This is a genomic window from Myroides odoratimimus, from assembly GCF_001485415.1.
Taxonomy (GTDB): domain Bacteria; phylum Bacteroidota; class Bacteroidia; order Flavobacteriales; family Flavobacteriaceae; genus Flavobacterium; species Flavobacterium odoratimimum.
In genome coordinates this window covers 1-13,119 of record NZ_BCMQ01000043.1, presented here as the reverse complement: position 1 = coordinate 13,119, position 13,119 = coordinate 1, and the positions used below count along the sequence as shown (strand labels likewise).

The 13,119-nt window shown below is 35.1% G+C and carries 15 protein-coding genes; 12 read left to right on the top strand and 3 right to left on the bottom strand.

Annotated elements, in window-relative coordinates; all coding sequences use genetic code 11:
* Positions 1-7: 7 nt before the first annotated feature.
* A complete protein-coding gene (locus tag MODO_RS18215) occupies positions 8-988 on the bottom strand; it encodes an IS30 family transposase (protein WP_006265742.1) in 981 nt (326 codons plus the stop codon).
* A gap of 510 nt (positions 989-1,498) precedes the next feature.
* Between MODO_RS18215 and MODO_RS18210 the strand changes: the two genes are divergently transcribed.
* The 11 genes from MODO_RS18210 to MODO_RS18165 all read left to right on the top strand — a co-directional run bounded on the left by MODO_RS18210 (position 1,499) and on the right by MODO_RS18165 (position 10,249).
* Complete coding sequence (locus MODO_RS18210) at positions 1,499-2,419, top strand: hypothetical protein (protein ID WP_230486164.1); 921 nt, start codon at positions 1,499-1,501, stop codon at positions 2,417-2,419.
* 178 nt (positions 2,420-2,597) lie between these two features.
* Positions 2,598-3,305: a hypothetical protein gene (locus MODO_RS18205; protein WP_006258161.1), complete on the top strand. Its 708-nt coding sequence runs from the start codon at positions 2,598-2,600 to the stop codon at positions 3,303-3,305.
* Between the two features lie 360 nt (positions 3,306-3,665).
* Complete coding sequence (locus tag MODO_RS18200; RefSeq protein ID WP_006258159.1) at positions 3,666-4,268, top strand: hypothetical protein; 603 nt, start codon at positions 3,666-3,668, stop codon at positions 4,266-4,268.
* Positions 4,269-4,271: 3 nt separating this feature from the next.
* Positions 4,272-5,393 (top strand): aminotransferase class I/II-fold pyridoxal phosphate-dependent enzyme, encoded by a 1,122-nt coding sequence (locus tag MODO_RS18195; protein ID WP_006258158.1) that lies wholly within the window; start codon positions 4,272-4,274, stop codon positions 5,391-5,393.
* Positions 5,377-6,006, top strand: coding sequence for a dethiobiotin synthase (gene bioD, locus MODO_RS18190; RefSeq protein WP_006258157.1), 630 nt, complete (start codon positions 5,377-5,379; stop codon positions 6,004-6,006). The genes MODO_RS18195 and bioD overlap by 17 nt, the downstream gene beginning before the upstream one ends.
* Positions 6,007-6,009: 3 nt before the next feature.
* Entirely contained in the window at positions 6,010-7,290 is a 1,281-nt protein-coding gene (gene bioA / locus MODO_RS18185; RefSeq protein WP_006258156.1) for an adenosylmethionine--8-amino-7-oxononanoate transaminase, read from the top strand.
* Positions 7,291-7,481: 191 nt separating this feature from the next.
* On the top strand, positions 7,482-7,661 hold the full coding sequence (locus MODO_RS18180) for a hypothetical protein (protein WP_006258155.1): 180 nt from the start codon (positions 7,482-7,484) through the stop codon (positions 7,659-7,661).
* A gap of 70 nt (positions 7,662-7,731) precedes the next feature.
* A complete protein-coding gene (locus tag MODO_RS18175) occupies positions 7,732-8,235 on the top strand; it encodes a hypothetical protein (RefSeq protein ID WP_016361629.1) in 504 nt (167 codons plus the stop codon).
* Between the two features lie 66 nt (positions 8,236-8,301).
* A complete protein-coding gene (locus MODO_RS19490; RefSeq protein ID WP_006258153.1) occupies positions 8,302-8,466 on the top strand; it encodes a hypothetical protein in 165 nt (54 codons plus the stop codon).
* 128 nt (positions 8,467-8,594) lie between these two features.
* On the top strand, positions 8,595-9,425 hold the full coding sequence (locus MODO_RS18170; protein WP_006258152.1) for a helix-turn-helix domain-containing protein: 831 nt from the start codon (positions 8,595-8,597) through the stop codon (positions 9,423-9,425).
* Positions 9,426-9,496: 71 nt separating this feature from the next.
* A complete protein-coding gene (locus tag MODO_RS18165; RefSeq protein ID WP_006258151.1) occupies positions 9,497-10,249 on the top strand; it encodes an MBL fold metallo-hydrolase in 753 nt (250 codons plus the stop codon).
* A gap of 58 nt (positions 10,250-10,307) precedes the next feature.
* On the opposite strand, the gene MODO_RS18160 is transcribed toward MODO_RS18165, so the two are convergent.
* Positions 10,308-11,246, bottom strand: a complete 939-nt coding sequence (locus MODO_RS18160; RefSeq protein WP_006258150.1) for a Dyp-type peroxidase — start codon at positions 11,244-11,246, stop codon at positions 10,308-10,310.
* A 628-nt stretch (positions 11,247-11,874) separates the two neighbouring features.
* Between MODO_RS18160 and MODO_RS18150 the strand changes: the two genes are divergently transcribed.
* The gene (locus MODO_RS18150; protein WP_006258148.1) at positions 11,875-12,192 is read left to right on the top strand and encodes a hypothetical protein; all 318 of its coding nucleotides are present in this window, start codon (positions 11,875-11,877) and stop codon (positions 12,190-12,192) included.
* A 310-nt stretch (positions 12,193-12,502) separates the two neighbouring features.
* Here the strand turns inward: MODO_RS18150 and MODO_RS18145 are convergent.
* The coding region (locus MODO_RS18145) for a transposase family protein (RefSeq protein WP_059051685.1) at positions 12,503-13,119 on the bottom strand (617 nt) is incomplete at its 5' end.

The window sequence follows — 13,119 nt, the reverse complement described above, 5'->3', positions numbered from 1 at the left end:
GGTGGATTCAAGTATTAAATGCAACAGTAACCATTAGGTTTAATTTTTCTGTAAAAATTTCGTTAGGCGATTTAAAACCAAATCTCTTTCTTGGTCTGTTGTTTAAAATATTTACAGCCTTGTCAATTGCTGCTTGTGTAATTAAATCGAAATTAGTCATTTTAGGGAAATATTGTCTTACTAATCCATTTAAATTTTCATTAGCTCCTCTTTCCCAACTGTGATAAGGCTTTGCGAAGTAGTAATCAAGCTCTAGAGTGTTAGCTATATTTTGATGGTTTGCAAACTCTTTTCCGTTATCAGAAGTCATAGTATGAAGTAACGGTTTGAAGTCTTTTAAGAGTTCTATAATTTTAGCTTCTACAACGTGAGCTTCCTTTGATTCTATCTTTCCCATCCATAAAACCCCTGTAGCTCTATCGTTTATAGTAAGCAGTGCTCCACGATGATTTTTCCCTATTACTAAATCTATTTCAAGATCACCTATTCTATATTTATCATCAACTATACTAGGTCTTTTTTCAATATCTACTCTATTACTTATCAAGCCTCTACTGTCTTTGCATGCACCTCTTTTTCTATATTTTTTACCTTTAGTTCTAAGATGCTTATAAAGCTTTCCTCCTTGTTTTTTGTTCTGCCAAATGAATTGATAAATACATTCAACAGAGACCATTTCTTTTGCTTCAAGTTTACTTCTACCTACTATTTGTTCTGGACTATAATCTTGATTAAGATAGTCTATAATAGTTGTTTTTACGTTTTCAGTTAAGCGTATTCTCTTGCGTTTTTCTTTGTGTCGTTGAGCTGTCTTTCTTTGTCCAAGATTAGCTTTATAAACACCATTTCTTTCGTCTGAATTGCGCTTAAGCTCTCTGCTAACAACAGACTTGTCTTTGCCTATATAACAAGCAATTTCAGTAAGTGATTTACCTGCCTTTTTATATGCTTCTATTTTATATCTTTGTTCTAACGTTAAATGTGACATCTTTTTGGGTGTGTAGGAACCTCAAAAGTAGATGTTTTTTTTCGCCAACGGCGGAGAACATTTGCTCCATGGAGCAAATGTTCTCCGCCGTTTTTTAAATGCTGTTGCATTTATTAGTTGAATCTAAGAAGAATTAAGATTGGCCATAATGTACTTATATAGCTTAATATTCTTGTGTTGATGTAATAGTCTAAACAACATTACGCCTTCACGATTTCACAAAAAAAATACGATCATTAAAAGAGTTACTCAAAGTCAGGAGACTTTGCGCAGCGGTATATACGGCACGGATTGCAAATCCGCGCCAACGCAGGTTTTAATTAGGAATTAAGAATTAAGATTGGCCATAATGTACTTATATAGCTTAATATTCTTGTGTTGATACAATAGTCTAAACAACATTACGCCTTCACGATTTCACTCCTTCACGTTCCATATAACAAAAACACAAAATTATATAAGTACTTTATGCTTGAGTTCAATTAATTTTGCTTCAAATAAGTAATGAAGATGATGAACTTAGCAAATAAAACAACGGTATACCAGTATATTTTAGCATTTGTATTCATACTATTGATGGTATGTGGCGCAGTGTATTTTCAGGATCCAGAGATTGTCTTGCCAGAGATAGCAGCGCTAGCTGTGGGGCTATGGGTATTCCAGGAGAAAGCATGGCTGAGACAGCCTGATAAGATATTTATTCTTCCTTCACTAACAGCGTTAATGGGGTTTGGGCTAAATATGTTAGCTATTCCTTATATCTCTAAGTTGTTGATTGTACTGATACTGATGTTAGTACTGATGAAAGTAATTAATTATAGTTTGCCACCTGCATTAGCTACTGGTTTTCTTCCTATTGTGACTAATGCTCATGCGTGGTCATTTATCTATGCCATATTGGTAACTACTTTTGTACTGATGATTGTGGTGTATGTATTAGACTTAAATAAAGGGATTGACTCAAAAGGGAAGGTCAATACAAAGATGATGTATCCCTATATTGCTATTAATCTGTTGTGGATGGTAGTGGCTTATTATTCAGGTAACCAGCAGATGGCTATTATCCCTCCTATAGCTGTAGTACTGTACGAATCTTTAAATATGAAGATGTATTCACTGAAGATCATGGTTAAGCAAATCGCTATTCTTACATTAGCTATTAGCATAGGAGTAGTATTATATCAGTATATTGAGCATTGGTTGGTGCTTGCATTTCTATTGTTGATTATGATGTATGGTTTGTCTCAACTATTTCAGATGCGAGTGCCTGCGGTATACGCTTTTCCATTTTTAGTTTATGTATTTCCTGCAGAGAAGGTGATGAGTTTGCCTATCGCTACTTTTGTTGTAGTGACATTTTCATTTGGAGCTGTTTATATTTATAGGACATATTTATCTACTAAGGTAACAACTCAGCCTGTAGACGAATAATTCGTTGCTAGATATACAAAACAATTGATTTATGAATGAAGTTGCTTAAAGCAGATAGGCTTTAGGGTAACTAGTTATTCATAGAATAGCAGATTAGGCAGAGCAGAGTTTTTAGGGTTGATACAGAATAGGTCTTTTCTAAGAAAAAGAGTACTTTTAGATAAAGTAATGGACGTGTATGTTACAAGATTGGGTTACTCAGCTCTGGGTAAAGTTATTTGGAAGGCGCATTGATATCACCCAGATGCCTTGGATAGAAGGAGTTATTGGTGATAGGAAGATTATCGATAAGTCTTATGTTGACAGATTAGCTGGTCAGTATGATGTAATTATTAATCAAGCTGGAAGTGGACTTATAGAAGATATCAATGTACTAGATTTTACAGCATCAGAGCGCGGTAGATTACATCCACAGATCATAGACTTCTACACCCATACATCAGATTACGATTTCGAGGTTTGGTGTGAGTGGAAAGGTGTTTTTAAACCCTTTGGTACGTTATTAGGATGGTTGTTTAGTAAGAGATTACAGCAACTGAATATACCCACCAATACTAGGAGTCTAGCCAAAGGGCTAGAAAGCGAAATAATAAAACTTCAGAAAAAAGAACAAACGGTCTGGACGATTTGGTATCGAAAGGTCAAAGAAACAGGTCAAACGTTGTTCTCTGGTATTTATACACATGCTTATCTTCCTAGTGAGGATAAAGAATTGTTTAAAGTAGTTTTTCCGTTGCCCAATGGCAATGCTACAGTATTACTCAATCAGGAGGTTAAAGAAGATGGAAGCTTACTCTTACAGAGTGATGGTAAACAATTTGGCGATGTGGGGGTTTTACTTTTATGTTACGAATCACAAAGGAAAGCATTGGGTGAAATTTGTTAGAGCTTTACATGAGAGCCTCCATATGTATGTAGATGCTGATGGAAAGCTACAAACAGATCACTACTTTAGTTTTTATACCATCCCGTTTTTAAAACTACACTATAAGATGCAACGCAGGGAGAAGTAATACTAGTGTGTCTTCTGAATTATAAACCTTGCAGAATAGCTGATACATATTAGTTAAAAAGTTTTTTTTAGCAAGGAATAGGCTTGTATAGGGCACTGATATATCACGGAGATAGAAGAGGTACTATCTTCTCGGCAGAGTGTATGATAGTATCCGGACTAGTATTTATCTTAAAAGTGGTCTTGTGGTGATTCAGTTAGTCCTTCTAGTTTTGTGGCTTAAACGAACACAAAATGGAACAACTATTAGAAACTATTGTAGCGAGCGATGAGCTACATAGCAAGTGGTTAAATGCCTTATCCTTTATGGAAAATACAGGGGCGAGGAAAATATCCGCTTGTGAAAATCCGTATCAAGTAACCTTCTTACAATTAAAGCATGCAGCAGAAGAACACAGGCATGCTTATTACTTAAAAAAACAAATTAAGAAACTACAAGTTTGTTTTCCTGAGCACTATGATACCACTAGTTTATTAGCATCTGTTCAGACTCAACAGTATCTACAACGATTAGATGTGTTCTGCGTTCGATATCTAAAAGAATCACTTGGACTTCATGGAGCACCTCTAAAATTTGCAGCTTATCTATTGGTTACGTACGCCATAGAGGTACGTGCAGATAAATTATATCCTATTTATCAAGGTGTTTTAGATCGTTCTGGTTCTAAGGTTATGGTCAAATCAATTATAGCAGAAGAACAGGGGCATCTAGAAGAGATGATTGCTCAATTAGAAGTGTTTTCTCCAGATTGGCAACACTATGCTGATATCATTGTAGGATATGAGGAATCACTTTGTCAAGAGTGGATGGAGGCTATTGCTAAAGCGATTAATTAAGGTATGAATACACTACCTCATAGTCTACAGCGACGACTGTCAGAGCGGCTTCACGACCATAACTATAGAAGCTTACAGCTTAGGGATACAACAGCAATAGACTTTCTATCGAATGACTATCTAGGTTTGAGTAGAAATAGTGCTTTTCAGCAAGGTTTATTAGATATGGTAGTAGATAATCCAGCTCTGTTAAGTGGCAGTACAGGATCTAGATTAATCAGTGGAAATACGAAGGAGGTAGAAGAAGTAGAAGAGTATATAGCAATTAGGCATAGCGTAGAGGGAGCACTTCTTTTTAATTCTGGTTATCAGGCTAATTTAGCTCTACTAGGTAATCTATCTACTGCAAGAGATACTGTTATTGTAGATGAACTGATACATCGGTCTGCGCACGATGGATGTCTATTGTCAAGAGTGAGAAAGTGGAAGTTCAGACATAATGATTTAGAAGATCTAGAGCGCCTACTTAATAAGGCAACAGGAGATATCTACATAGCCGTAGAGAGCGTATATTCTATGGATGGAGATTTAGCTCCTTTAGAGGAGTTAGTAGAGTTGTCACAGCGTTATGGTGCTTACTTAATAGTAGATGAGGCTCACGCCATAGGAGTATACGGCCTAGGCAGAGTACATTCTTTAGGATTACAGACTGGTGTATGGGCAACTCTCGTGACCTATGGCAAGGCGATGGGCGTACATGGTGCTGCTGTATTGGGCAGTAAGATGTTGATAGATTCTCTTATAAACTTTGCTTCTTCTTTTATTTATAGTACAGCTCCTAATGCTTTGATGGGCATGAGTATTAAGCTTGCGTATCTTTTTTTAGAGAAGCATCCTATGCTATCACTACAATTAGAAAGTGTTATCAAGACTTATGCAGAACTATCTCCTAAAGGGATTGCATCTACTCCAAGTCCTATACAAGTGCTTACCCTTAAAGGAATTCGAGATATCCCAAGCTTTCAAGCAGACTTATTGTTCCACAATCTCAATACTTATATCGTTAAGGCTCCTACAGTGGCTAAAGGTACAGAGCGTATGAGGATCTGTCTACATGTCTTTAATACAAAAGAAGAAATGAATTTATTATTTGAAATTATAAAAAGAAATGACACAACCCCTTAAACTATTTGTAACAGGTATTGATACAGGAATAGGTAAAACAGTTACTTCTGCTATTCTAACGCATTATTTTAAGGCTGATTACTGGAAGCCTATTCAGTCTGGAGATCTACATGAGTCAGATAGTATGAAAATACAACAGTGGAATGAGCATGTGACTATTCATAGAGAAAGATTCAGGCTACAGTTACCCGCTTCGCCTCATGAATCTGCAGCTAAAGAAAATGTAAATATGCAATTAAGTGATTTTACGCTACCTGACACTGTGAATAATCTCATTGTAGAAGGAGCAGGAGGATTGTTTGTTCCGGTTAATTCTTCTACTTATATGATTGATTTAATTCAACATTTAAAGATTCCTGTTGCATTAGTAACTAAAAACTATTTGGGGTGTATTAACCATACGATGTTATCGATAGAAGCATTGAGAACAAGGAATATTCCTATCGATTACCTCGTGTTAAATGGAGCGTTTAACCCTTATTCATTGGAGGCGATAAAGAACTTCATAGACAGAGATACACAATTAATACACATACCGGCATTAGAAGAGATTACTAAAGAAGCAGTTATGTTAACAGCACTTGAATTAGCAAGTGTTTCATCACAAAAATAACAAATGAAAAATAGACAAGATAATTTAATAGAACGCGATTATACTGTGAATTGGCATCCTTATACTCAGATGAAAACAGCTCAAAATATTATACCTATTGTAAGAGGAGAAGGGAGCTATCTGTACGATGCGAATGACAAGAGATATATAGATGCAGTATCATCCTGGTGGGTGACTCTACATGGGCACTCACATCCTTATATTGCTCAGAAATTGACAGAACAATTAACCACTCTAGAGCAAGTAATCTTTGCAGGATTTACACATCAGCCTGCTATAGAGTTATCAGAGCGATTATTAGCCTTATTGCCTTCTAATCAGACTAAGGCATTCTATACAGATAATGGCTCTACAGCGATAGAAGTTGCTTTAAAAATGGCTATTCAGGCTAATTATAATAAAGGCGGTAAGAAGAATAAAATCATTGCTTTTAACAATGGGTATCACGGAGATACTTTTGGGGCAATGTCTGTGAGTGGTAGAGGAATATGGACAGATCCTTTTGGAGCTATGTTGTTTGAGGTTTTATTTATAGAGGTGCCCACAGCAGAGAATCTAGAGAGTATAAAGAAGACCATTGGCACATATGCAGAAGAGACAATCTGTTTTATCTATGAACCCTTAGTACAAGGGGCAGGGGGAATGTTAATGCACAAGGCAGAACACTTATCAGCGTTAATGAACTATTGTAAAGAAAGGGATATACTCTTAATCCAAGATGAGATATTCGTAGGGTTTGGGCGAACAGGACAGCTTTTTGCCGCTAATCACCTTAGTGAGTCGCCTGATATTATGTGTTTTTCAAAAGGGCTTACAGGCGGTACTTTACCTTTAGGGATTACTACTTGTACAGAAGATCTGTATCAAGCATTTTATGCAGATGATAAGACTAAAGCACTATTTCACGGACATTCTTTTACGGCAAGCCCTTTAGCCTGTACAGCAGCTTTAGCAAGTATGGATCTCTTGTTGTCTAAAGATACACAAGGTCATATTAAACGTATTGCAAAGCAACACAAAAGCTTTATACAACAATTAAAACAGCATCCTAAAGTACAAGATGCGCGTCAATGTGGGACTATTTTTGCGATGGAATGGAAAACAACAGAATGTACTTCTTATTTTAGTGATATGCATGATATATTATATCCTTTCTTCTTAGAGAGAGGAGTCCTGATGAGACCTCTAGGTAATATCATCTATCTAGTGCCTCCATACTGTACGACTGACGAAGATCTAGCGTATATATATAGCTGTATATTAGAGGCTTTAGAGATGATATAACTGTTCTGTATTAGGTGTCAAAACAAAAGAAACAGGTCTCTCTAAAAAGAGTAAAAAAAGCTTATAAATTTAAGTTTTTTTTCACAGTTCCTTTGATACATTTGCACCGCTTTTAGCACGAGGAAAAAGAGACGTAAATTGCTTGGCATCATTGTTGTTTTATCGAGTACCTAAATATAAAATAGGAGGATATGATAAACAGTAGTTTATTGATTGGTGTATCTGTATTAAGTATGTTAGTGTTTGCAGGAAATTATAGTTCTGTAACTTATGCTACCTGTACAGGATCTTCGAATTGTAAAGCGTGTAAAAATTGTAAATACTTTAAGCACTGCTCTCAGAAAGGAAATAGCTGTGGAGTGTGTAAGTAGACTCATTTTTAGTACGTAGTACAAGGCTAGGGCAAGGTCTTACATAGGTTGAGGTATTTTAAATAGGATAATGAAACAAATAATTCTGTTGTTTGCAAGTATGACATTATTGTTATTCGCTTGTAAAAAAAGTGCCGGGTCACACGGTTTTACCATTTATGGTGAGAGTGACTATTATAAAGATGGAGTGTATTGTGCTGAGGTGATGTATGAAAACCCTTATACAAAGAGTAGTAGTACTTATCAGGTAAGTGTAGAGGTGAAGGATGGAAACTTAGTACATATCAATTGGCCTAGTGAAGGATGGCTAGACGACGTGAACTTCTCTACTCAAAACATTACAGATGGCGAATGCTCATTTATGAGTGAGAGAGGCTATAGATATACTATCACTCTAGGAGGGTTAGGAGGAGAGTGTTATGACGATAGTGAGGAATTGCAGAATCGCGTGAATGAGGATACGGCTCAGGCAACTTGTCCTGAATGTGGAGAGATGAGAGCTATACAAGAGAAACACTGCGTCTATTATGCTAATAGTGTAATCCTAGAGAATAATTGGGATAGACACTTTTAGTAAAACAGTATAAGATGACTTATTTATAGTGTAAGCAAATTTAGGAATCATATTTAAGAAAAGAAGATGAAGATTATAGGATGGGGTATTATCGCGATAGCGGTTCTCTTTTTAGGGATGTGTATTGGTGGACTAAATGGCAATACACCTGAAGAATTCTTGGTTCTATTAGCTCTATTAGGGGTGATATTAGGAGCCTATCTTATCTATAAAAGTCAACATAAGGAATAATATAATTAAAGAAGCCGATAGATGATTCTATCGGCTTTTTGTTTGAAAAAGGGAGTTTTTTCGACTGTAGAAACGCGAGATTAATACTATTTTTAGTAGTTTAATTGATTGAATAGGATTTATAAGATATGAATGTAAAGTACTGTTTGCCTAGAAAAGAGCTCAGAGGTATCGTAAGTAGATTCTGGCATGGAGAAGTAGATCTAATAGAAGGGGAAGGGGTGTATCGCATAATCGCTTCTGGAAATACAGGGATCATTATACAGCTGTTTCAGAATCGATCAGTATTGTACAATAAGGAAAATCAAAAGGCTTTGCCTAAGTCTTTTATCTATGGTCAAAAGAGCGATAATCCTTGTCTTAATTACTTTGCTCATAAAGCTACTGTACTAGGAGTAGACTTGCATCCTACTGCTTTTAAAAAGATATTCGGTTTTCATACTACAGAATTGACAAATACGCTAGCAGATGCAGAAGATCTCTTGCCAAGTGAAGTGTGTAGACAACTTTATGAAAGTACATCTACCCAAGAGGCAATTAAAATATTAGAAAATCACTTCTTAAGATATGCTATAACATCTTCTAATCAAGAGATAGAGTACATCATACAAAAGCTAAATAAGACTTGTGAATTAGCTAATACAACGAGCCTAGCAGAAGAAGTGAATATGTCTAGGAGAAGTTTTCAAAGAAAGTTTAAAGAAATAGTAGGTATAGATGCTTATACTTATAGTAGAATCATACGATTTCAGAAAGCATTACACTTTATGCAAAATAGTCAAGCTACCTCATTAACTCAGGTAGCGTACGAGGTAGGCTATGCTGATCAATCTCACTTCGGGAGAGAGTTTCGGGTATTTGTAGGAGATTCACCTAAAGCATTTCTTCAAAATAGCCATTTTATGGATACTCCACAGGTAGATATTTCTATACCCTTTAGAATAATTGGCGTAGAGTAAATTGGCGTTATCATTCTATTTTTTGACTTGAAATAAGTTGATTTTTGTTCAATTAAATTTAGAAAAATAGTATGATCAACGTATATCACTTGAATGCTGTAGAGATTAATGCTCCAACAGGAGATAGAGCCATCGGGCACTGTACAGTTTTAGAAATAGAAAATAAATTAGTTCTACTAGATGTAGGAATAGGAGTACAGGACAACGATCCTGTGCAATCTAGATTCTCACCCGAATTAGTAACAGCTGTTGGGCTCCGATTAGATCCTTCTATGGCCGTATATGAGCAATTAAAACAACGAGGTCTAGATCCTAGAAAGGTAACGGATGTGGTGGTATCTCATCTAGACTGTGATCACATCTCGGGTATTGTAGATTTTCCGAACGCTTCTATACATGTTGCCTCTGAAGAGTATCAAAATTACCAATCTGACAATCCTCGATATGTAAAGACACTCTTACTCCATCAGCCTATTATAATACAGTATAGTACTACAGGAGAACAATGGAGAGGATTAGAAGTAAGAAGAATACAGATAGAAGGAGTAGAGTTGTATTTGACTCCATTGTTTGGACATACTTTAGGACATTGTGGTATTATTTATCAAGTAGAGGAGAAGTGGTATTTTTATATAGGGGATGCTTATTATTTAAGAGAAGAACTCAGTAATCCTAATCACCCTATGCATCAACTAACGAGTACTAGAGCGGATGATAATGATTTAAGAATAGCGTCATTAGAGCGTATAAAGGAGTTTATAAGTCAGTATCCAGAAGTAGTGGTGTATGGCTATCACGATATAAAAGAGTTTTTAGAAGTATAGTATATAAAAAAGCACCTCAATAGTTATACTGAGGTGCTTTTGATTTTATAAAGTAGTGTTATTCTGCAGAATAATCATCTAAAATGTCTAAAGAAGGTACGAAGAATAACGTTCCTGTTATGGCTTTACTAAAGTCTAATATTCTATCGTAGTTACCTGCTGGTTCTCCAATAAACATATTTTTAAGCATTTTTTCTGTTGTGCTGAAGGTAGAGGCATAAGAGATAAAATAAGTTCCTGCTTGTCCTTTAGAAGGATTAGCATAGGGCATATTCGCTCTAATGATTTTTAGTTCATTACCGTTTTCATCTTCTATAGCTGTAAGGGCAGTATGTGAGTTGACAGGCTTTTTCTCTTCTTCCATCTCTATATCTGTAGCTTTATATCTACCGATGACTTTCTCTTGTTCCTCTGTAGATAAGTTGTCCCAATCCTTCATAAAGTGAATATACTTTTGGACGAATAAGTAACTACCTCCTTTGTATTGAGGATCTTCGTTTCCTACGATTCCAAAGTAATCTCTGTCTTCTCCGATAGGGTTTTCAGTACCATCTACAAAACCTATGATTGCACGACCATCCCAATATTTAAACCCTTGTACTTCATCTATACAGTCTGCTACAGGCAGTAGAACTTTAGATATCGCCATGGCCATATCATAGCAAATAGCAGGATTAATAGCGCTCAAGTGTAGGTGTAAGTCTGCATCTGTAGATACAGCACTATGTTTATCTCCTTTGATTTCTTCAAAAACTTTTAATTCCTTCGGCATTGGAGTAGGTAAGTCTAGCTTTAACCAAGCGTTATGACTTACTCCTAAGATACAGCTAGTAGGTCCAGCATTTATTCTAACTTTAAATGAATTGTTTAAGTTATTGACTAGACCACATAAAGCCTCAAAAGCTTGTTTTATTTCAGCGCCTTCTTTAAACTTCCAAACTGAAAAAATAGTATTGTTATTTGGATAATCTGTCACATTTTGTGCTTTTTGACTCATTTGTCTTTCTTTTTAACGATTAAACTAACTGTGTTCTGTAAAGATATTTAAAATTTTGGCAATAGGTCAAGGATAAGGCAGTATTTAAAAAGGTTTTAAGAACGAGAGTATATCTTTGTTAGAATAATTGAACACACTAGTGAAATGATAAGGACAAGTTAAAACGTTAGTATCTTTATCTAGTTATGTTAGTTTTGTGATGGATATAAGAGAAATATGGATATTATTTTATGGATTATAGTTAGTGTGGCTTTTATTGGGAGTATCGTTATGTTTGTTCCTTCTATTATGTCGATTGCATCTCCTAAGTCTAGCGTTGTAGGACGAAGATATTATTGGTTAGACAAGGTATCTAGAGTTTTTTTTATATCCGTACTTTTTTATCCTCTATTATTTTTGATAGCTGTATTGTGTTATCGTTTTTTTGATCTAAAGGTTCTACCTTGGTTATTTGGCTATGTAGTAGTCTCTGTTATTTTATTCATTATCTGGAGTAAGTTAGATCAGCTAATAAGGAGGTGATTTTTACAGAATCTCCTTGTAATAGAAATAACTAAATAATTTACCTTAGAGAATTGGTATCATCCATCTTGTTCTTGTAAGTTTGTGTCATAAAAGGACTATTTGTATGGAAATTGTATTATGGGTTATAGTTAGCCTTGTGTTTTTAGGAAGTTTAGTGATGTTCGTTCCTTCTCTGATGTCTTTGGCTTCGCCGAGGGCAAAAGAACTAAAAGGGATGTATTATTGGAATAGTATTGTTTCTAAAACATTCTGTGTATTGGTGATGTTATATCCTTTAGTATTTTTAATCGCAGTATTGTTTTATTTCTTTCTTCAGTCTCCTGTTCTTTCTTGGTTAGTGAGTTATGCTATTTTAGTAGTTCTTCTTTTTGCTATGTGGAATAGACTAGATAAGAAAGTAAATGGAGGTAAAAAGAACTAGTGAAACTAGCTGAAACTTAGATTCCGCATTAGCTAAATGCTACAAAGCAATTCTACTTCATATCTCTTGCATTAGTTGTTAAAACATACTATAGTACGCTTTACACACTAATTCAGAGCTATTTTGTATAATTACTTTTCGTTTATATGTCTATCGCGAATCTGAGTTAAATAAAGGACTTACAGCCTATAAAAAATAGGATAGACTCTGTTAAAAGATAGGAATAAATATTCGAGTAGAATTAAAATAAGTAGAGTAGGGACAAAAAATAATCATATTTTTTGATAATTATCATGTTTAAATACTGAAGTCATCTTGACTTTTTAGTTTTCTGAAATTTCTTTAGTTCTATAACAATAAAAGCCATAAAATTCCACGCCATCCAACTAGAAAGTGTGGTGTCAAATCTATTGAGTAAAGAACGAAAACTATCTATCCAAGCATTTGTTCTTTCAATCGCATATCTTTCTTTGTATAGTTGTTCATCAAAATAATCATCTTCATTATTTTGTCCATTTCGTTTATTAGGACAGATGTTAGCTATTATTTCTTTATCACTAAATATTTTTCTAAGTTTCTGTGAATCAAACCCAGCATCAGCATTAATAAACAATCCCGATAGAGGTATTTCTGCTTTAGTTAATTGATCGGTTATATCTTCAAAATAGATTTCTATATCAAATAAATCATTGTGATTTCCAGCTATCGGTTCTGACATAGCTAAAGGTAAGCCTTGACGATCTGTAAAATATAAGGAGTTTGTCGTCTTACGTTTTTTCCTACCTTGATAAGCTACTTGTTCACCTCCTCTTAAAGCTGTGGTATGGCTTCCATCTAAATCTCCACTTGATAAATCAATAAGAGATTTATTCTTTTTTAATAATTCAGTCCAACAAGATTGCCATACACCAGCTTTACACCAATTAC